Genomic DNA, 18,558 nt, shown 5'->3' with positions numbered 1-18,558 from the left:
GCCGTAGGGTGGCCGGGTGAACGAGCAGACTGCCGGGGACCCCTCGGCCTCCGACGACGAGCGGTCCGAGGCGCGCTCCGGCGCGACTGTGGCACCAACCGACGAGCGGCCCGAGGCGCGCCTGGAGCGGGCCGTGCGGGCCGCCGAGCAGGCGCTGATCGAGTTCGAGATCGCGGTGGAGACCTTCCGGGTGGAGGTCGAGAACTTCTCCCGGCTGCACCACCAGAAGCTCGGCCCGATGTACTCGCGGCTGGACGAACTCGACGCGCTGATCGCCGAGGCCCGGGCGGCCCGCACCGGTGACCCGGAGGACCTGCGCAGGGCGCACGACGCGCGGGCGCTGGTCATGCCGATGCCCGGGGTGGACGAGCTGTTCCACGACTGGCTGGACGCGGACGGCATCTCCGACGACGCCGGCGCGATGCTCACCGAGCAGCCGGTGCGGCCTCCGGAGCGGGTCCGCCCGGCCGAGGAGGTCCGCCGTCTCTACCGCGAGCTGGTCCGCCAGGCGCACCCCGACCTCGCGCAGGACGACACGGAGCGGGCCCGGCGGGACGAGTTCATCGCCCGGGTGAACGCCGCCTACGGGCGCGGCGACGAGACGCTGCTGCGGGAGCTGGCCGAGGAGTGGGCGGCCGGGCCCGCGCCCGAGCAGGAGCGGCCCTCGGAGACCGAGGAGCTGTACGCCCGGCTGGAGTGGCTCGCCCGCCGCAAGGAGCTGCTGGCCGTGGTGGCCCGCGAGCTGGAGGAGAGCGCGATCGGCTCGATGCTGCGGATGGCCCCGGAGGACCCGGACCGGCTGCTGGAGGAGATCGCCGAGCAGCTGCTCGGACAGGTCTCCGAGCGCGAGGCGGAGCTGGCGGCGCTCGCCGAGTGACCGGTGGGTTCGGATAGGTTCTGAACACCCCTGTTACGAGAGAAGGCGACAGCTATGAACTTCGGACCGCTTCCCTCGGTGGACGCCACCGCGGTGCCCTCCGAAGGCTTTGTCCTCGACGTCCGCGAGGACGACGAATGGGCGGCCGGCCATGTCGAAGGTGCGCTGCACATCCCGATGAGCGACTTCGTGGCGCGCTTCGGTGAGCTGACCGAGGCGATGGACGCGCAGGGCGGCAGCCCGCGCGTCCACGTGATGTGCCGGGTCGGCGGGCGCTCCGCGCAGGTCACCCAGTACCTGGTGCGCCAGGACATCGACGCCGTCAACATCGACGGCGGGATGCAGGCCTGGGACGCCGCCGGGCGCCCGATGGTGACGGACAACGGGACCCCGGCCTTCGTCCTGTAGGCCGGGGCGCGCCGGCGCGCGGTCAGGCGAGGGGGTGGGCGGCCAGCAGGTCGCCCAGGGCCTCCTCGTGGGCCGCGGCCGGGCCGAGCTGGAGTTCCAGCTGCTTGGCCCAGGCGTGGTAGCGGTGCAGGGAGTAGTCGGTGTCGGCGCCGAAGCCGCCGTGCAGGTGCTGGGCGGTCTGGACGACCCGGCGGACCCCTTCCGAGGCCCAGATCTTCGCGACGGCGACGTCCCCGGCGCTCGGCAGCGGGCCGCCGGCCCCGCCGGTCGCGGCGTCCACCCGCCAGGCGGCCTGCCAGAGGGTGACCTCCATGGCGCGCAGGTCGATGTAGCGGTCGGCGGCCTGGACCGCGACCGCCTGGAAGGTGGCGACGGGGAAGCCGAACTGCTCCCGCTTGCTCGTGTACCGGCTGGTCATGGCGAGGACGCTCTCGCCGAGCCCGAGGGCGAGGGCGCAGGTGCCGGTGGCCAGCAGCAGGCGCAGCCCTTCCCAGGCGCCGGGTGCCTCGATGAGGTGGCTCGCGGGGACCCGTACGCCGTCCAGGGACAGCTGCGCCATCTTTTCCCCGCTGGTGGAGAACTGGTCGGCGAGGGCGAGCCCCTCGGCGGTGCGCGGGACCAGCGCGAGGACGGCGTCCGCCTCGCCGGTGTGGGCGGGGACGGCGATCCAGTCGGCGCTGTGCGCCCAGGGCACCGCCGTCTGGACGCCGTCCAGGGTCCAGCCGTCGCCGTCCGCGTCCGGGCGGGCGGTGACCGCCAGTTCGGCCGGGTCGTGGCCGGAGCGGCCGTGGGCGGCGACGGTCAGCACGTGCTCGCCCCGGGCGGCCCCGGGGAGCAGGGCGGCCCGCAGCTCGGGGCCGCCGTCGGCCTGGACGGCCATGGCGGTGGCGCAGTGCTCCAGCAGCGGCACCCTGGCCAGGACCCGCGCGGCCTCCCGCAGCACCAGGCACAGGGCGATGGCGTCGAGGCCCGCTCCGCCGTGCTCCGGGTCCAGGACCAGGCCGACCAGGTCGGACGCGGCGAGCCTGGCCCACAGCGGCCGGTCGAACTCGTCCGCCACCGCGCCCGGGGTGAGGGCGGGGCTGGGCACCCCGTCGGGTGCGACGTCCGCGAAGACGGCCTTCGCCGCCTCGACCGCGGCCTGCTGCTCCTCGGTGAAGGTGAAGTCCACTGCCTGTCCTCCCGCGCGCACCGGATGGTTCTGCCTGACGGGCCGTCAAGATAGAACACGTTCCTGAAAAAGCACAGGAGTCGCGGGTCAGCGGTCGAAGTCGATCTCCACTTCCTCCGTCATCGGATGCGACTGGCAGGCCAGCACGAATCCGGCCTCCGTCTCCTCGTCCTCCAGCGCGAAGTTCCGGTCCATGCGGACCTCGCCGGTCACGAGGAACGCCCGGCACGTGCCGCACACCCCGCCCTTGCAGGCGTACGGGGCGTCCGCGCGGTTGCGCAGCACCGCGTCCAGCAGAGACTCGCCCTCCTGGACGGGCCAGGTGCCGGAGCGGCCGTCGAGCCGGGCCGTGACCCGGCTGAGCGCGCCCGGCCCGGCCGGGGCGCCCGCGCCCACGGAGGCGGGCGCCGCCGTGGTGGCGGCGTCCTCGACGTGGAAGATCTCCTCGTGGATCCGGGTCCGTACGACGCCGAGCGCGCGCAGGGCCCGCCCGGCGCCCTGGACCAGGCCGTAGGGACCGCACAGGAACCAGCCCGCGACCTCGCCGACGGGCAGCAGGGCGGGCAGCAGACCCGTCAGCCGCCCCTCGTCGAGCCGGCCGGAGGGCAGCCCGGCCTCCTGCTCCTCCCGGGACAGGACGGTGACCAGCTGGAACCGCTCGGGGTAGCGGTCCTTGAGATCCGCGACCTCGTCCAGGAACATCGTCGACGCCGCCGTCCGGTCGCTGCGCACCAGGCAGAACCGGGCATCGGGCCGGGCGGCGAGCAGGGTCGAGGCGATGGAGAGCACCGGGGTGATCCCGCTGCCGCCGACGACGGCCGCGTAGTGCGCGCAAGCGGGGGCGGCCGCGGGGTCCAGCACGAACCGGCCGGCCGGGACCATCACGTCCAGGACGTCCCCGGCGGCGATCTCCTTGTGCGCGTAGGTGGAGAACTCACCGCCCTCCACCAGCCGCACGCCGACCCGCAGCCACCCCGGGCCCGGACCGTCGGCGGCCGGGGCCGCGGAGCAGATCGAATACGTACGCCGGACCTCCGGGCCCCCGGCCGCGCCGCGGCGCAGGGTCAGGTGCTGGCCCGGGGCGTGCCGGTACTCCTCGCGCAGCTCCGGCGGCACCCGCAGGGTGAGCGCGACCGAGTCGTCGGTCAGCCTCTCGACCTCCGTCACCGTCAGCGGGTGGAACGCGCCGTGCCGGGCCGCGGTCATCTACAGCTCCTTGAAGTGGTCGAACGGCTCGCGGCAGGAGACGCAGCGGCGCAGGGCCTTGCACGCGGTGGAGGAGAAGCGGCTGAGCAGTTCGGTGTCGGTGGACCCGCACTGCGGGCAGCGCACCGACAGGCTGAGCGGCACCGGGCCGCCCGCCGCGTGCGGCCGGGGTGGGGCGATCCCGAACTCGGCGAGCTTGCGGCGGCCTTCCGCGCTGATGTCGTCGGTGGACCAGGCGGGGGAGAGCACGGTCCGCACGCTCACCTCGGCGATGCCGTGGTCGTGCAGCACCCGCTCGATGTCGGCGGCCATGGCCTCGATGGCCGGGCAGCCGGTGTAGGTCGGGGTGAGGGTGACCTCGGCACTGCCGTCCTCGCCGATGCGCACGCCGCGCATCACGCCCAGCTCGGCCAGGGTGAGCACCGGCAGCTCCGGGTCGGGCACGGAGCCGGCGAGCGTCGCCAGCTCCTCCTCCAGCCGGGTCGCGGTCACCACGACGCCCCCGGGTGGCTGCGGTGCAGGTGCTGCATCTCCGCGAGCATCCGCCCGAAGGACTCGGTGTGCAGCCCCTGGCGCCCGGCTCCGGCGGCCCAGGCCCCCGTGCGCGGGCCGTCGGGCAGCGCGAGTCCCGCCCGCTCCAGCACCGCGCCCAGCGCGCTCAGCCAGCGCTCCTCCAGCACGGCCCAGTCGACCTCCAGGCCGGGCACCGGCTGGAACATCTCACCCGTGAACTTCCACAGGGAGCCCAGGGCGGTCCGCATCCTGCGCGTGCTCTCCTCCGTGCCGTCACCAAGCCGCAGCGTCCACTGCTCGGCGTGGTCGAGGTGGTAGGCGGTCTCCTTCACGGCCTTGGCGGCCAGCGGCGCGAAGGGCCCTTCCCCGGCCGCCAGTTCGGTGAAGAGCAGCTGCTGGTGCAGGGAGAAGAAGAGCTGGCGGGCGATCGTGTGGGCGAAGTCGCCGTTGGGCTGCTCGGTCAGCTGGAGGTTGCGGAAGGCGCGCTCCTCGCGCAGGAACGCCAGCTCGTCCTCGTCACCCACCATGGACAGCAGCACGCGGGCCTGGCCGAGCAGGTCCAGGGCGATGTTCGCGAGGGCGACCTCCTCCTCCAGGACGGGCGCGTGGCCCGCCCACTCGCCGAGGCGGTGGGAGAGGATCAGCGCGTCGTCGCCCAGGGCGAGCGCGGCGGCGTGCAGCTCCCGGGTTCCGGGCGCGTCGGTCCGCGACGTGGTGGTCACAGGTGACGCACCCCCTCCGGGATGTCGTAGAAGGTCGGGTGGCGGTACGGCTTGTCCCCGGCCGAGGCGAAGAACGGGTCCCGCTCGTCCGGCGAGGAAGCGGTCACCGCCGACGAGGGGACCACCCAGATCGAGATGCCCTCGCCGCGCCGGGTGTAGAGGTCGCGGGCATTGCGCAGCGCCATCTCCGCGTCGGGGGCGTGCAGGCTCCCCGCGTGCGTGTGCGAGAGTCCGCGGCGCGAACGCACGAACACCTCCCACAGCGGCCAGTTCTGCGTCATACCCGTGCCTCCTCGTTCGGTGCGGTGTGCTTCGAGGCGTACGCCGCGGCCGCGTCGCGGACCCAGGCGCCGTCCTCGTGCGCCTGCCGGCGCTGGCCGATGCGCTGTTCGTTGCAGGGCCCGTTGCCCTTGAGCACGGCCCAGAACTCCGACCAGTCGATCGCGCCGAAGTCGTGGTGCCCGCGCTCCTCGTTCCACTTCAGGTCCGGGTCGGGCAGGGTCAGGCCCAGCGACTCGGCCTGCGGGACGGCGATGTCCACGAACCGCTGCCGCAGCTCGTCATTGGTGTGCCGCTTGATCCGCCAGGCCATCGACTGGGCGGAGTGCGCCGACTCTTCGTCGGGCGGGCCGAACATCATCAGGGAGGGCCACCACCAGCGGTCGACCGCGTCCTGCGCCATGGCGTGCTGCGCCTCGGTGCCCTGCGAGAGGGCGAGCAGCAGCTCGTACCCCTGGCGCTGGTGGAAGGACTCCTCCTTGCAGATCCGGACCATGGCGCGGGCGTACGGACCGTAGGAGCAGCGGCAGATGGGGACCTGGTTGGTGATCGCCGCCCCGTCCACCAGCCAGCCGATCGCGCCGACGTCGGCCCAGGTCAGGGTCGGGTAGTTGAAGATCGAGGAGTACTTCTGCTTGCCGGCGTGGAGCTTGTCGAGCAGCTCGTCCCGGCTGGTGCCGAGGGTCTCCGCGGCGCTGTACAGGTAGAGGCCGTGCCCGGCCTCGTCCTGCACCTTGGCCATCAGGATCGCCTTGCGGCGCAGCGAGGGCGCGCGGGTGATCCAGTTGGCCTCGGGCTGCATCCCGATGATTTCCGAGTGGGCGTGCTGGGCCATCTGGCGGACCAGCGAGGCGCGGTACTCCTCGGGCATCCAGTCCCGGGGCTCGACCCGCTCCTCCGCCGCGACGGCCGCCTCGAAGGCCGCCACGAGCTGCTCCGTCAGGCCTGCCGCGAGGGCCATGCCCTGCCCCGTCTCCGGGGTCACTGCCACCATCACGGCCCCCTGCCGATGTCGTCCTGCCGCCCGACCGACCGATCGTTCGGTTCGTACTCTTCAATGGTGAGACGGCGGCCCGTAGGGTGTCAACCTCTGTGGATGGCCGATGATCGGGGCGGGATGGTTTCGAAGGACCGTGAAGCCGCGCAGCAGCCCCCCGCGCGCCGCCCGCGGGCGCCCGGAATCGCCGGTCTGTCCACCCCGTACCGGATCGTCGCGGCCCTCGCGCTGGGCGCCGTCGCGGTCACCGCCTGCTGGCACCTGGCGATGGTGTTCCTGCACGTGGCGCCGTCGAACACGGTCAGCAAACGGCACGCGCGCACGGTGGACGACTGGATCTATCCCGAGTTCGAACAGAACTGGAAGCTCTTCGCGCCGAACCCGCTCCAGCAGAACATCGCCGTCGAGGCGCGCGCCCAGGTCCGCACCGCGGCCGGGCAGCTGACCACCACCGGCTGGCGCGACCTGTCCGCCGAGGACGCGGCGGCGATCCGGCACAACCCGCTCCCCAGCCACACGCAGCAGAACGAGCTGCGCCGGGCCTGGGACTTCTTCACCGGCTCGCACGACGAGGACAACAAGGCGAACGGCGACCGGGGCGCGCTCTCCGAGGCCTACCTCCAGCGCATCGCGGTCGCCCGGCTGGGCGGCAACGGTGACCGGATCCTGCGGATCCAGCTGCGCTCGGCGACCACCTCGGTGGCGGCGCCGCCATGGAGCGCGGAGAAGACCGACACCCAGACCTACTACCGGGAGCTGCCGTGGTGGACCGTGCCGAGCGTGTGAGCCCCGCCGCGGTACGGACCGCCGCCGTACGGACCGGCGCGGTACGGGCTGCCGTGGGCCGGGGGCTGGCGAAGGCCACCGGCGAGGCGCTGGGCCCGTACCAGAGCGCCGTGGTCCGGATCGGTTTCTCCGCGACCTGGCTGCTCTTCCTGCTGCGCGAGTTCCCGAACCGGCGGGAGCTGTACGGTCCCGACGGGCCGTGGAGCCGGCAGCTGGCCGAGCGGCTGATCGACTCGAACCACGCCTTCACGGTGCTGCTGTGGTCGGACTCGGCCCTCTGGTTCGAGACCGTCTACGCGCTCGCGCTCGGCTCGGCCGCGCTGCTGCTGGTCGGCTGGCGCACCCGGGCGATGTCCGTGCTGTTCATGGTGGGGGTGCTCTCCCTGCAGAACCGCAGCGTGTTCATGGGGGACGGCGGGGACAACGTCATCCACCTGATGGCGCTCTACCTGGTGCTGACCCGGTGCGCGCGGGTGTGGTCGCTGGACGCGCGGCGTGCCGCCCGGACCGGGTCCGCGGCCACCGGGGCCGCCGGGCCGGTGCTGTGGGGGCTGCTGGGGGCGGTGCTGCCGTACGCCGCCTTCGCGGAGGCGGTGAGCGCCGGCTGGCTGACGGCCTTCGCGGCGCTGTGGGTGGTCCAGGGGCTGTGGTGGATGGTCGAGCGGTACGAGCCGGAGGGCGAGGGCCGCGCCACCCTGGACGTGATCGCCAACCTGCTGCACAACGCGGGGCTGCTGGTGATCATGGTGGAGGTCTGCCTGATCTACGCCACCGCGGGCTGGTACAAGATCCAGGGGTCGCGCTGGCAGGACGGCACCGCTCTGTTCTACCCGCTGAGGCTCGACTACTTCACGCCCTGGCCCGGCCTGTCGGGGCTGCTCGCGGCCAGCGGGACGCTGGTGATGCTGCTGACCTACGGGACGGTCGTCGTCCAGGTCGCCTTCCCGTTCACGCTGTTCAACCGGCGGATCAAGAACCTGCTGCTCTGCGTGATGATGATGGAGCACGCCGGGATCGCGGTGCTGCTGGGGCTGCCGTTCTTCTCGCTGGCGATGATCGCCGCGGACGCGGTGTTCCTGCCGACGGTCTTCCTGGTGTGGGTGGGGGCGCGGGCCCGGAGCCTGGGCGGCCGCCGGGGCGCACCCGCGGCGTCGGCCGCGCACCCGGGGGCGTCCGTACCGGCCGAGGAACCGGCGGCGTACGCGCCCACGCCCGCGCCGTAAGGTCGTCCGCATGAGCAGCGCGGAAACGGCGGGCACGGCCCGGGCGGACACGACCGGCGGGACGGACACGGCGGTCCGGGCGGTACGGCGGTGGCGGGAGGCGGCCGGGCGGGAGGAGCTGGTGCTCCTCGACGGCTTCCACGCCCTCAAGCACGCGCTGCGCTTCGGCGCGGACGTCGCCGTGGCCGTCGCCCAGGACCGCGGGGCGCTGCTGGAGCTGGCCGACGAGCTGGCTCCGGACGTCCGGGACGCGCTGGACGGCCTCGTGCGCGAGGCACCGCTGCGCGAGCTGGTGGCGCGCGTGCACCCGACCGGGGTCGCGGCGCTGGCCGTGCGCCCGGACCGGGAGACCCTGCTCGCAGCGCTGGGCCGCACGCCCCGCAGCGCGCCCGTGGTGGTGCTGGACAACCCCCGCAACCTCGGCAACGTCGGCGCCGTGGTCCGCCTCGCGGCGGGCTTCGGCGCCACCGGGGTGGTGACGCGGGGCGATCTGGATCCCTGGCACCCGCACGTGGTCCGGGCGGGCGCCGGGTTGCACTACGCCACCGCGGTGGCCCGGCTGGAGCTGGAGGAGCTGCCGCCCGGGCCGCTCTACGCGCTCGACCCGGAGGGCGAGGACATCCGCGCCCTCACCCTCCCGGACGACGCCCTGCTCGCCTTCGGCTCGGAACGCCACGGGATCTCGCCCGAGCTGCGCGCCCGGGCGGATCACCTGGTGTCCCTGCCGATGCGTCCGCAGGTCTCCAGCTACAACCTCGCCACCAGCGTGGCCATGGCCCTCTTTCACTGGGGCGGCCCGAAGGCCTGACCAGTGGCGGCCGCCTGGGCGTGTTTTAAAAGTCCCGCCTGGCCTGCGACGCCTGGCACCGCACCTCGCTGCGTTGTCGGGGCGCCCGAGTACTCCAGTACACGGGCGCCCCTCCGCCTTGCGATGCACGGCACCAGACGCCGCAGGCCCGCGCCCTCCGGGCGCCCGGCGCTACTTTTAAAACACGCCCTAGGCCTGGCGGCGCACCTCCACCACCCGGAAGCGGTTGGCCACGAACGCCCCGTCGCACAGAGCGGCGTTAGCGGCCGGGTTGCCACCCGAGCCGTGGAAATCGGAGAAGGCGGCGGTCTGGTTGACGAAGACCCCGCCGGTCAGGTTCAAGGAGAGCTGCGCGGACTCCTCCAGGCAGACCTCCTCGATGGCGCGCTCGGTGTCGGCCGAGGAGGTGTAGGCGCCGACCGTCATGGCGCCCTTCTCCCGCACCGTGCGCCGCAGCAGCTCCAGCGCGTCGGCCGTCGAGTCGACGGCCACCGCGAAGGAGACCGGGCCGAAGCACTCGGAGAGGTACGCGGCCTCCGGGTCGTCCTTGGCGGCGTCCAGCTTGACCATCACCGGTGTACGGACCACCGCGTCCGGGAACTCCGCGTTGGGCACCTCGCGCGATGCCAGCGCGACCTCGCCGAGGCCGGCCGCCGCCTCCAGCCGCGCCTTCACGTCCGGGTTGACCAGCGCGCCGAGCAGCGCGTTGGCCCGGGCGTCGTCGCCCAGCAGCCCCTCGACCTGGCGGGCCAGGTCGGCCACGACCTCGTCGTAGGACTTGTGGCCCGCGTCCGTCGCGATGCCGTCGCGCGGGATCAGCAGGTTCTGCGGGGTGGTGCACATCTGGCCGCTGTAGAGGGAGAGCGAGAAGGCGAGGTTGCCCAGCATCCCCTTGTAGTCGTCGGTGGAGTCGAGGACGACGGTGTTGACGCCGGCCTTCTCCGTGTACACCTGGGCCTGGCGGGCGTGGGTCTCCAGCCAGTCGCCGAACTCCGTGGAGCCGGTGTAGTCGATCAGCTTGATCTCGGGCCGGAGCGCGAGCGTCTTGGCGATGCCCTCACCCGGGTTCTCGACGGCCAGCGCCACCAGGTTGGGGTCGAAGCCCGCCTCGGCGAGGACCTCGCGCGCCACCCGCACGGTGAGCGCCAGCGGCAGCACGGCCCGCGGGTGCGGCTTGACCAGCACGGGGTTGCCGGTGGCCAGGGAGGCGAAGAGGCCCGGGTAGCCGTTCCAGGTGGGGAAGGTGTTGCAGCCGATGACCAGGCCGATGCCGCGCGGTACGGCGGTGAAGGTCTTGCCCAGCTCCAGGGGGTCCTTCTTGCCCTGCGGCTTGGACCAGTCGGCGCTGCCCGGGACGCGCGTCTGCTCCTCGTACGCGTAGGCCACGGCTTCCAGGCCGCGGTCCTGCGCGTGCGGGCCGCCCGCCTGGAACGCCATCATGAAGGCCTGGCCGCTGGTGTGCATGACCGCGTGCGCGAACTCGTGCGTCCGGGCGCTGATCCGGGCGAGGATCTCGATGCAGACGAGGGCGCGCGCCTCCGGTCCCGCGTCCCGCCAGGCGCCCATGCCCGCCTTCATGGCGGGCAGCAGCACGTCCGGGTCGGCGTGCGGGTACGCGACGCCGAGCTCCGGTCCGAAGGGCGACACCTCCGCGCCCGCCCAGCCGTCGGTGCCGGGCTGGTCCAGCTCGAAGCGGGTGCCGCGGACGGCCTCGAAGGCCGCGAGGCCCTCGGCGGCGGCGTTCTCGCCGTAGGCCTTGGGGTGTTCGGGGTGCGGGGACCAGTAGGCACGGCTACGGATGGCCGCCAGCGCCTGGTCGAGGGTGGTCCGGTGCTTCTCGGACAGCTGGGGGACGGTGAGCGCGGCGGCCATCTGGGACCAACTCCTCGTTGAGCCGGGCGGGATCGGTGAGCGGATCGCGTGGGCGGATCGGCACGTGGATCGGGCGGGGAAGGGCGGGGAAGAGCAGACTGGAGTTAGAGTAACCGAACGATCGGTCGGGACAAGAGGGCCCGGCGGGCCTGTGGATAAGTCGGTGCGGGAGGATCGGGTCATGACAGCAATCGAGCGCTCCCGCACAGTGGCGGTCGTCGGTGCCGGCACCATGGGCCAGGGCATCGCCCAGGTCGCCCTTCTCGCAGGTCACCCGGTGCTGATCTACGACATCGACGAGGCGGCCGCCCGCGCGGGCCGCGCGGCGGTCCAGGACCGGATCGAGCGCATGGCCGCCAAGGGGCGGCTGGATCGAGCCGGGGCCGACGCCGCGATCGGCCGGATCGGGTCGGCCCACGGCCTCGCCGACCTCGCCGGGGCGGCCCTGGTGATCGAGGCCGTCGTCGAGGACGTCAGCGTCAAGCGAGCGCTGTTCGGTTCACTCGAAGAGGTGGTCGGGCCGGACGCGCTGCTGGCCACCAACACCTCCTCCCTCTCCGTCACCGAGCTCGCGGCGGGGCTCGCCCGCCCCGGCCGCTTCCTCGGCCTGCACTTCTTCAACCCCGCGCCGCTGCTCCCGCTGGTCGAGGTCGTCAGCGGCTTCGCGACCGACCCGGAGGCCGCCGGGCACGCCTACGACACCGTCCTCGGCTGGGGCAAGACCCCCGTCCGCTGCGCGGACACCCCCGGCTTCATCGTCAACCGGATCGCCCGCCCCTTCTACGCCGAGGCCTTCGCGGTGTACGAGGAGCGCGGCGCCGACCCGGCCACGATCGACGCCGTGCTGCGCGAGAGCGGCGGCTTCCGGATGGGCCCCTTCGAACTGACCGACCTGATCGGCCAGGACGTCAACGAGGCCGTCACCCGCTCCGTGTGGGAGTCCTTCTTCCGCAGTCCGAAGTTCACGCCCTCCCTCGCCCAGCGCCGGCTCGTCCAGTCGGGCCGCCTCGGCCGCAAGTCCGGGCACGGCTGGTTCCCGTACGGCGAGGCCGGTGAGGGCCCGCAGGACGCGCCGCGGCCGCACACCGCCGGTCCCGAGAAGGCGCCCGACACGGTGCGCGTCGTCGGGGACCTCGGTCCCGCGGCCGAGCTGCTCGACCTCATGGAAGAGGCCGGGATCACGGTCACCGTCACCGAGACCGGGGGCCCGTACCTCCAGCTCCCCGGTGAGGGACAGCTCGTGCCAGCCGACGGCAAGACCTCGGTCGAGTTCGCCGACGTCGTCTACTTCGACCTCGCCCTCGACTACCGGGGAGCGACCCGGATCGCGCTCTCCGCCAGCGAGGACACCTCCGAGCAGACCCTCGCCGAGGCCATCGGCCTCTTCCAGAAGCTGGGCAAGAAGGTCTCCGTCATCGGCGACGTGCCGGGAATGATCGTCGCCCGCACCGTCGCGATGCTCATCGACCTCACCGCCGACGCCGTCGCGCGCGGCGTGGCCACCGCCGAGGACATCGACACCGCGATGCGGCTCGGCGTCAACTACCCGCTCGGGCCCTCGCAGTGGCACGCGAAACTCGGCCAGGACTGGGCGTACGACCTCCTGCACCACCTCGACGAGCGCTGCCCCGGCGGCCGCTACGCGCCCTCGCTCGCCCTCTACCGCCTGGGCTACGCCGCCGAGGACCAGGAAGGTGCCGACGTGGAAGACACCCGTCCGGAAGGCGCCGACGCGCAGGACACCGCCGGCGCGGAGGGCGGCGCGTGACCACCGCCAGGCGGGACACGTACACACCGGAGACCCTGCTGACGGTTGCCGTGCAGGTCTTCAACGAGCGCGGCTACGACGGCACTTCCATGGAGCACCTGTCCAAGGCCGCAGGCATCTCGAAGTCCTCCATCTACCACCACGTGGCGGGCAAGGAGGAGCTGCTGCGCCGGGCCGTCAGCCGGGCCCTGGACGGCCTGTTCGCCGTGCTGGAGGAGCAGGGAGCGGTGCGCGGGCGGGCCGTGGAGCGGGTCGAGTACGTCACCCGGCGCACGGTGGAGGTCCTGGTCGCGGAACTGCCGTACGTCACCCTGCTGCTGCGGGTGCGCGGCAACACCCGCACCGAGCGCTGGGCGCTGGAGCGGCGCCGCGAGTTCGACCACCGGGTCGCCGACCTGCTGAAGGCCGCCGCCGCCGACGGGGACCTGCGCGCCGACGTGGACACGCGGCTCGCCACGCGGCTGCTCTTCGGCATGGTGAACTCTCTGGTCGAGTGGTACCGCCCGCACTCCGGCGGGGACGGTGACCAGCTGGCGGACGCGGTCGTCCGGATGGCCTTCGGCGGACTGCGCACCCTGTCCTAGGCGCGCGCCTGGGACGCCGCCCCCGTCACTCCTCCGGTGCGAGCACCGGAGCGTCCTGGTCCGGGCCCGCGTCCGGGGCCAGCAGGTCCGTTTCCTCGAACACCAGCAGGGTGCGCGTCGACAGCACCTCGGGGATGGCCTGGAGCCGGGTCAGGACCAGTTCGCGCAGGGTGCGGTTGTCGGGCGTGTGCACCAGCAGGAGCACGTCGAAGTCGCCGCTGACCAGGGCGATGTGCACGGCGCCCGGCAGCTCGCGCAGCTGCTCGCGGACCGTCCGCCAGGAGTTCTGGACGATCTTGAGCGTGATGTAGGCGGAGGCGCCCTGACCGGCCCGCTCGTGGTTCACGCGCGCCGTGAAGCCGCGGATGACCCCGTCGTCGATCAGCCGGTTGATCCGCGCGTAGGCGTTCGCGCGCGAGACGTGGACCTGCTCGGCCACCGACCGTATCGAGGCGCGGCCGTCCGATTGGAGCAGTCGCAGGATCGAACGGTCGATCGGGTCCAGCGGGCGCGGCGGCGCCGCCGCCCGGTCGCCGGACGGCGCCGGTGAGGGCCCCGTGGCCTGCGCCGCCGGCGCGGCCGCACCCCCGGGGGCGGCCGGTGCGCAGCCCGCTCCGGCCATTTGTTCATCCGGCATTGCCCGATGCCTCCCTCTCCTGGACGTCCTGCACCCATCCCAGGCCCCCGGCGCCACTTTGTCCACAGCCTGGCGCTGCCTGTAGCCAAATTGCGCGGCAAACCGAACAATCGGTAGGTGAGGCGCCTCACACCCGGGGCTCTCCCTGCCCCGCTTCCCACGAGGAGGTGTACGCCGCCATGACGGTCCAAGAGCTGCCCGGTGCCGGTGCGTCCCACCGTCCCACCCCGCCCGCCTGGAGGCCCCGTACGGATGCCGCCCCGCTGCTCCCGGACCCCGAGCCGTACCGGGTGCTGGGCACCCCGGCGGCGCAGGAGCTGGACCCGGAGCTGATGCGCCGGTGCTACGCCGAACTGGTGCGCGGCCGCCGCTACAACGCGCAGGCCACCGCGCTGACCCGGCAGGGCCGGCTCGCGGTGTACCCGTCGACCGTGGGCCAGGAGGCCTGCGAGATCGCGGCCGCGCTGGTCCTGGAGGAGCGGGACTGGCTCTTCCCCAGCTACCGCGACACCCTGGCGGCCGTCGCCCGCGGGCTCGACCCCGTCCAGGCGCTGACGCTGCTGCGCGGCGACTGGCACACCGGGTACGACCCGCGCGAGCACCGCATAGCGCCGCTGTGCACCCCGCTCGCCACCCAGCTGCCGCACGCGGTGGGCCTGGCGCACGCGGCGCGGCTGCGCGGCGACGACGTGGTGGCGCTGGCGATGGTCGGTGACGGCGGCACCAGCGAGGGCGACTTCCACGAGGCGCTGAACTTCGCGGCCGTCTGGCAGGCCCCGGTGGTCTTCCTCGTCCAGAACAACGGCTTCGCGATCTCCGTCCCGCTGGCCAAGCAGACCGCCGCCCCGACGCTGGCCCACAAGGCCGTGGGGTACGGAATGCCGGGCCGGCTGGTCGACGGCAACGACATCGCGGCCGTGCACGAGGTGCTGTCCGAGGCGGTCCGCAGGGCCCGCGCGGGTGGCGGCCCGACCCTGGTCGAGGCGGTCACCTACCGGATCGACGCGCACACCAACGCCGACGACGCGACCCGCTACCGGGAGGACGCCGAGGTGGCGGCCTGGAAGGCGTACGACCCGGTCGAGCTGCTGGAGCGCGAGCTGACGGAGCGCGGTCTGCTGGACGCCGAGGGCATCCGGCAGGCCAAGGAGGCGGCCGAGGAGATGGCGGCGGCGCTGCGCGAGGGGATGAACGCCGATCCGGTCCTGGACCCCATGGACCTCTTCGCGCACGTCTACGCGGAGCAGACCGACCGGCTGCGGGAGCAGGCGCAGATGCTGCGCGCCGAACTGGAAGCGGGGGCGGAAGGATGACCACGGTGGCGGCGAAGCCGGTGAGCAGGGCGGCGAAGCCCGCGACCATGGCGCAGGCCCTGGGCCGGGCGCTGCGCGACGCGATGGCCGAGGACCCGACGGTGCACGTCATGGGCGAGGACGTCGGCGCGCTGGGCGGCGTCTTCCGGATCACGGACGGCCTCGCGAAGGAGTTCGGCGAGGACCGCTGTACGGACACCCCGCTCGCGGAGGCCGGGATCCTGGGCGCCGCGGTGGGCATGGCGATGTACGGGCTGCGGCCGGTGGTCGAGATGCAGTTCGACGCCTTCGCGTACCCGGCGTTCGAGCAGCTGATCTCGCACGTATCGAAGATGCGCAACCGCACGCGCGGCGCGATGCCGATGCCGATCACCATCCGGGTGCCGTACGGCGGCGGGATCGGCGGCGTCGAGCACCACAGCGACTCCTCCGAGGCGTACTACCTGGCCACGCCGGGGCTGCACGTGGTGACCCCGGCGACCGTGGAGGACGCCTACGGGCTGATGCGGGCGGCGATCGCCAGCGACGACCCGGTGGTCTTCCTGGAGCCCAAGCGGCTGTACTGGTCGAAGGCCGACTGGTCGCCGGAGGCGCCCGCGGCGGTCCCCGGCATCGGAAAGGCCGTGGTCCGCCGGGCGGGCACGAGCGCCACCCTGATCACCTACGGGCCCTCGCTGCCGGTGTGCCTGGAGGCGGCCGAGGCCGCCCGCGAGGAGGGCTGGGACCTGGAGGTGCTGGACCTGCGCTCGCTGGTGCCCTTCGACGAGGAGACGGTGGTCGCGGCGGTGCGCCGGACCGGCCGCGCGGTGGTGGTCCACGAGGCGAACGGCTTCGGCGGACCCGGCGCGGAGATCGCCGCCCGGATCATGGAGCGCTGCTTCCACCACCTGGAGGCGCCGGTGCTGCGGGTGACGGGATTCGACATCCCCTACCCGCCGCCGATGCTGGAGAAGCACCACCTGCCGGGAGTGGACCGCATCCTGGACACCGTGGCCCGCCTTCAGTGGGAGAACTGATGCCCCAGGTACTGGAGTTCAAGCTGCCCGACCTCGGTGAGGGGCTGACCGAGGCCGAGATCGTGCGCTGGCTGGTGGCCGTGGGCGACGTGGTCGCCGTCGACCAGCCGGTCGTCGAGGTCGAGACGGCCAAGGCGATGGTCGAGGTGCCCTGTCCCTACGGGGGCGTGGTGACGGCCCGGTTCGGCGAGGAGGGCACCGAACTGCCCGTCGGAGCGCCGTTGATCACGGTGGCGGTCGGCTCGGGCGGTGCTTCGGCCCCCTCCGGGGCGGAGGCCGCCGCCCCGGAGGCCGCCGCCGAGCCGTCGGGGTCCGGGAACGTGCTGGTCGGGTACGGGACGGACCACTCGCGCCCGGCCCGGCGCCGCCGGGTGCGCCCGGTGGTGACGCCCGTGAGTGCCTCGGTGGTGGCCCCGGCGGCCTCGGTGGTGGCCCCGGCGGCCCCGGTGGCGGCTGCGGCGCCGGCTCCCGTGCCGACCGCTCCCGCGGCCCCCGGCCCGGTCGCGGTGATCTCGCCCCTGGTGCGCAAGCTGGCCCGGGACAACGGGGTCGACCTGCGCGCCCTGCACGGGTCGGGTCCCGAGGGGCTGATCCTGCGGGCCGACGTGGAAGCGGCGCTGCGGGCGCCGGAGCTGGTCGCGGCCCCCGTGGCTCCTGCCTCCGGGCTCCCGGTCGCGGGCGAGCGGATCCCGCTCAAGGGGCTGCGCGGCCTGGTGGCCGAGAAGCTCTCGCGCAGCCGGCGTGAGATCCCGGACGCCACCTGCTGGGTGGACGCGGACGCCACCGAACTGATGGCGGCCCGGGCCGCGATGAACGCGGTGGGCGGGCCGAAGATCTCGGTACTGGCCCTGCTGGCCCGGATCTGCACGGCCGCGCTCGCCCGCCACCCGGAGCTGAACTCCCGGGTGGACCTGGAGGCGAACGAGATCGTCCGGCTGCCGCAGGTCCACCTGGGCTTCGCCGCCCAGACGGAGCGCGGCCTGATGGTCCCGGTGGTCAAGGACGCGCAGGCGATGAACGCCGAGGCGCTGTCGGCGGAGTTCGGGCGGCTCACCGAGCTGGCCCGGGCGGGGAAGCTGGCCCCCTCCGACCTGACCGGCGGCACCTTCACGCTGAACAACTACGGCGTCTTCGGGGTGGACGGCTCCACGCCGATCATCAACCACCCGGAGGCGGCCATGCTCGGCGTGGGCCGGATCATCGCGAAGCCGTGGGTGCACGAGGGCGAGCTGGCCGTCCGCAAGGTGGTCCAGCTCTCCCTCACCTTCGACCACCGGGTGTGCGACGGCGGTACGGCGGGCGGCTTCCTGCGCTACGTCGCCGACTGCGTCGAGTCCCCCTCGGTCCTGTTGCGGGGGCTCTAGGGCATACGGGCCGCCGGGGCTCAGCGGGTCAGCAGGAGTTTGCCCACGTGGGCGCTGGACTCCATGACCCGGTGGGCCTCGGCGGCCTCGCGCATCGGATGGGTGGCGTGCACCACCGGGCGCACCCGGCCGTCCGCGACCAGGGGCCACACGTGTTCGCGGACGGACGCGACGGTGGCCGCCTTCTCGTCCAGCGGGCGGGCCCGCAGCGAGGTCGCGCTGATGCTCGCCCGCTTCGAGAGCAGTGCGCCGAGGTTCAGTTCGGCCTTCGCCCCGCCCTGGAGGCCGATGACGGCGAGACGGCCGCCCCGCGCGAGCGCGTCCACGTTCTTGGCCAGGTACTTCGCCCCGATGATGTCCAGGATCACGTCGGCCCCGGCGCCGCCGGTCGCCTCGCGGATCTCGGCCGCGAAGTCCTGCTCGCGGTAGTCGATCAGGATGTCCGCGCCCAGCTCGGCGCAGCGGGCCAGCTTCTCCGGGCCGCCCGCCGTGACCGCGACGCGGGCGCCGAGCGCCTTCGCGAGCTGGATCGCCATGGTGCCGATGCCGCTGGAACCGCCGTGCACGAGGAGGGTGTCGCCCGCGGTCAGGTGCCTGCCGGGACCCATGAACACGTTGGACCACACTGTGCACACGACCTCGGGCAGCGCGGCGGCAGTCACCAGGTCCACGCCTGCCGGGACGGGCAGCAACTGGCCCGCCGGCACGGCGACGCGCTCGGCGTAGCCGCCGCCCGCGAGCAGGGCGCACACCTCGTCGCCCACCGACCAGCCGGACACCCGGGGCCCGACCGCGATGATCCGGCCGGAGCATTCGAGGCCGGGGTAGCGGGAGGCGCCGGGCGGCGGATCGTAGAAACCCTGCCGCTGGAGCACGTCCGCCCGGTTCACGGCGCCGGCCGCGACCTCGACGAGGACCTCGCCCTCTGCCGCCACCGGGTCGGGTACCTCGGCCCAGACCAGGGCCTCGGGGCCGCCGGGCTGCGGGATGGTGATCGCATGCATGGTCCGGAGC

At 73.6% G+C, this 18,558-nt stretch carries 19 protein-coding genes; 10 read left to right on the top strand and 9 right to left on the bottom strand.

Annotated features, from left to right (window positions below; all coding sequences use genetic code 11):
• Positions 1 to 16: 16 nt before the first annotated feature.
• Both AC0693_RS22795 and AC0693_RS22790 read left to right on the top strand, forming a co-directional pair.
• A complete protein-coding gene (locus AC0693_RS22795; RefSeq protein WP_478802710.1) occupies positions 17 to 877 on the top strand; it encodes a J domain-containing protein in 861 nt (286 codons plus the stop codon).
• A 54-nt stretch (positions 878 to 931) separates the two neighbouring features.
• Positions 932 to 1,285, top strand: coding sequence for a rhodanese-like domain-containing protein (locus tag AC0693_RS22790; protein WP_356403072.1), 354 nt, complete (start codon positions 932 to 934; stop codon positions 1,283 to 1,285).
• A gap of 22 nt (positions 1,286 to 1,307) precedes the next feature.
• On the opposite strand, the gene AC0693_RS22785 is transcribed toward AC0693_RS22790, so the two are convergent.
• The 6 genes from AC0693_RS22785 to paaA form a co-directional block, all read right to left on the bottom strand.
• Positions 1,308 to 2,456, bottom strand: coding sequence for an acyl-CoA dehydrogenase family protein (locus AC0693_RS22785; protein ID WP_478802709.1), 1,149 nt, complete (start codon positions 2,454 to 2,456; stop codon positions 1,308 to 1,310).
• Between the two features lie 87 nt (positions 2,457 to 2,543).
• Positions 2,544 to 3,662, bottom strand: coding sequence for a 2Fe-2S iron-sulfur cluster-binding protein (locus tag AC0693_RS22780; protein WP_478802708.1), 1,119 nt, complete (start codon positions 3,660 to 3,662; stop codon positions 2,544 to 2,546).
• Positions 3,663 to 4,157, bottom strand: a complete 495-nt coding sequence (paaD, locus tag AC0693_RS22775) for a 1,2-phenylacetyl-CoA epoxidase subunit PaaD (RefSeq protein ID WP_478802707.1) — start codon at positions 4,155 to 4,157, stop codon at positions 3,663 to 3,665.
• Entirely contained in the window at positions 4,151 to 4,897 is a 747-nt protein-coding gene (gene paaC, locus AC0693_RS22770; protein ID WP_478802706.1) for a 1,2-phenylacetyl-CoA epoxidase subunit PaaC, read from the bottom strand. Before paaC ends, paaD begins: the two co-directional genes overlap by 7 nt.
• Positions 4,894 to 5,178 carry a 1,2-phenylacetyl-CoA epoxidase subunit PaaB gene (paaB, locus tag AC0693_RS22765; protein WP_356403057.1) on the bottom strand — a complete coding sequence of 95 codons (285 nt, stop codon included), beginning with the start codon at positions 5,176 to 5,178 and terminating at the stop codon, positions 4,894 to 4,896. Before paaB ends, paaC begins: the two co-directional genes overlap by 4 nt.
• Positions 5,175 to 6,137, bottom strand: coding sequence for a 1,2-phenylacetyl-CoA epoxidase subunit PaaA (paaA, locus tag AC0693_RS22760; RefSeq protein ID WP_478802833.1), 963 nt, complete (start codon positions 6,135 to 6,137; stop codon positions 5,175 to 5,177). Before paaA ends, paaB begins: the two co-directional genes overlap by 4 nt.
• Positions 6,138 to 6,272: 135 nt before the next feature.
• On the opposite strand from paaA, the gene AC0693_RS22755 reads away from it, so the two are divergent.
• Genes AC0693_RS22755 through AC0693_RS22745 form a run of 3 tightly spaced genes read left to right on the top strand, consistent with a single transcriptional unit; the run spans position 6,273 to position 8,990 of the window.
• Positions 6,273 to 6,959: a DUF5819 family protein gene (locus tag AC0693_RS22755; protein WP_478738174.1), complete on the top strand. Its 687-nt coding sequence runs from the start codon at positions 6,273 to 6,275 to the stop codon at positions 6,957 to 6,959.
• The gene (locus tag AC0693_RS22750; protein WP_478802705.1) at positions 6,887 to 8,182 is read left to right on the top strand and encodes an HTTM domain-containing protein; all 1,296 of its coding nucleotides are present in this window, start codon (positions 6,887 to 6,889) and stop codon (positions 8,180 to 8,182) included. The genes AC0693_RS22755 and AC0693_RS22750 overlap by 73 nt, the downstream gene beginning before the upstream one ends.
• Positions 8,183 to 8,192: 10 nt before the next feature.
• Positions 8,193 to 8,990, top strand: coding sequence for a TrmH family RNA methyltransferase (locus AC0693_RS22745; RefSeq protein WP_478802704.1), 798 nt, complete (start codon positions 8,193 to 8,195; stop codon positions 8,988 to 8,990).
• A gap of 189 nt (positions 8,991 to 9,179) precedes the next feature.
• On the opposite strand, the gene paaN is transcribed toward AC0693_RS22745, so the two are convergent.
• Entirely contained in the window at positions 9,180 to 10,862 is a 1,683-nt protein-coding gene (paaN, locus tag AC0693_RS22740; RefSeq protein ID WP_478802703.1) for a phenylacetic acid degradation protein PaaN, read from the bottom strand.
• A 181-nt stretch (positions 10,863 to 11,043) separates the two neighbouring features.
• On the opposite strand from paaN, the gene AC0693_RS22735 reads away from it, so the two are divergent.
• Positions 11,044 to 12,630 (top strand): 3-hydroxyacyl-CoA dehydrogenase, encoded by a 1,587-nt coding sequence (locus tag AC0693_RS22735; RefSeq protein ID WP_478802702.1) that lies wholly within the window; start codon positions 11,044 to 11,046, stop codon positions 12,628 to 12,630.
• A complete protein-coding gene (locus AC0693_RS22730; RefSeq protein WP_356403045.1) occupies positions 12,627 to 13,214 on the top strand; it encodes a TetR/AcrR family transcriptional regulator in 588 nt (195 codons plus the stop codon). Before AC0693_RS22735 ends, AC0693_RS22730 begins: the two co-directional genes overlap by 4 nt.
• Before the next feature lie 25 nt (positions 13,215 to 13,239).
• On the opposite strand, the gene AC0693_RS22725 is transcribed toward AC0693_RS22730, so the two are convergent.
• On the bottom strand, positions 13,240 to 13,851 hold the full coding sequence (locus AC0693_RS22725) for an Lrp/AsnC family transcriptional regulator (protein ID WP_469331101.1): 612 nt from the start codon (positions 13,849 to 13,851) through the stop codon (positions 13,240 to 13,242).
• Between the two features lie 179 nt (positions 13,852 to 14,030).
• Between AC0693_RS22725 and pdhA the strand changes: the two genes are divergently transcribed.
• From pdhA to AC0693_RS22710, 3 genes are read left to right on the top strand one after another with little or no spacing between them, the layout of a single operon-like run.
• A complete protein-coding gene (gene pdhA, locus AC0693_RS22720; RefSeq protein ID WP_469316001.1) occupies positions 14,031 to 15,164 on the top strand; it encodes a pyruvate dehydrogenase (acetyl-transferring) E1 component subunit alpha in 1,134 nt (377 codons plus the stop codon).
• Complete coding sequence (locus AC0693_RS22715; protein WP_468467084.1) at positions 15,161 to 16,180, top strand: alpha-ketoacid dehydrogenase subunit beta; 1,020 nt, start codon at positions 15,161 to 15,163, stop codon at positions 16,178 to 16,180. The genes pdhA and AC0693_RS22715 overlap by 4 nt, the downstream gene beginning before the upstream one ends.
• The gene (locus tag AC0693_RS22710; RefSeq protein WP_478802701.1) at positions 16,180 to 17,544 is read left to right on the top strand and encodes a dihydrolipoamide acetyltransferase family protein; all 1,365 of its coding nucleotides are present in this window, start codon (positions 16,180 to 16,182) and stop codon (positions 17,542 to 17,544) included. Before AC0693_RS22715 ends, AC0693_RS22710 begins: the two co-directional genes overlap by 1 nt.
• Before the next feature lie 20 nt (positions 17,545 to 17,564).
• On the opposite strand, the gene AC0693_RS22705 is transcribed toward AC0693_RS22710, so the two are convergent.
• Positions 17,565 to 18,548, bottom strand: a complete 984-nt coding sequence (locus AC0693_RS22705; RefSeq protein ID WP_478802700.1) for an NAD(P)H-quinone oxidoreductase — start codon at positions 18,546 to 18,548, stop codon at positions 17,565 to 17,567.
• Positions 18,549 to 18,558: the final 10 nt, after the last annotated feature.

Source organism: Streptomyces sp. NPDC043876 (genome assembly GCF_056435825.1).
Note: the sequence above shows the minus strand (reverse complement) of the source record. Positions and strands in the feature narration are given on the sequence as shown.

Coding starts and splice junctions, on each gene's coding strand:
- AC0693_RS22790 (WP_356403072.1), top strand. CDS start 932: ATGAACTTCGGACCGCTTCCCTCGGTGGACGCCACCGCGGTGCCCTCC.
- AC0693_RS22780 (WP_478802708.1), bottom strand. CDS start 3,662: ATGACCGCGGCCCGGCACGGCGCGTTCCACCCGCTGACGGTGACGGAG.
- paaB (WP_356403057.1), bottom strand. CDS start 5,178: ATGACGCAGAACTGGCCGCTGTGGGAGGTGTTCGTGCGTTCGCGCCGC.
- paaA (WP_478802833.1), bottom strand. CDS start 6,137: ATGGCCCTCGCGGCAGGCCTGACGGAGCAGCTCGTGGCGGCCTTCGAG.
- AC0693_RS22755 (WP_478738174.1), top strand. CDS start 6,273: ATGGCCGATGATCGGGGCGGGATGGTTTCGAAGGACCGTGAAGCCGCG.
- AC0693_RS22750 (WP_478802705.1), top strand. CDS start 6,887: ATGGAGCGCGGAGAAGACCGACACCCAGACCTACTACCGGGAGCTGCC.
- AC0693_RS22745 (WP_478802704.1), top strand. CDS start 8,193: ATGAGCAGCGCGGAAACGGCGGGCACGGCCCGGGCGGACACGACCGGC.
- paaN (WP_478802703.1), bottom strand. CDS start 10,862: ATGGCCGCCGCGCTCACCGTCCCCCAGCTGTCCGAGAAGCACCGGACC.
- AC0693_RS22735 (WP_478802702.1), top strand. CDS start 11,044: ATGACAGCAATCGAGCGCTCCCGCACAGTGGCGGTCGTCGGTGCCGGC.
- AC0693_RS22725 (WP_469331101.1), bottom strand. CDS start 13,851: ATGCCGGATGAACAAATGGCCGGAGCGGGCTGCGCACCGGCCGCCCCC.
- pdhA (WP_469316001.1), top strand. CDS start 14,031: ATGACGGTCCAAGAGCTGCCCGGTGCCGGTGCGTCCCACCGTCCCACC.
- AC0693_RS22715 (WP_468467084.1), top strand. CDS start 15,161: ATGACCACGGTGGCGGCGAAGCCGGTGAGCAGGGCGGCGAAGCCCGCG.
- AC0693_RS22710 (WP_478802701.1), top strand. CDS start 16,180: ATGCCCCAGGTACTGGAGTTCAAGCTGCCCGACCTCGGTGAGGGGCTG.
- AC0693_RS22705 (WP_478802700.1), bottom strand. CDS start 18,548: ATGCATGCGATCACCATCCCGCAGCCCGGCGGCCCCGAGGCCCTGGTC.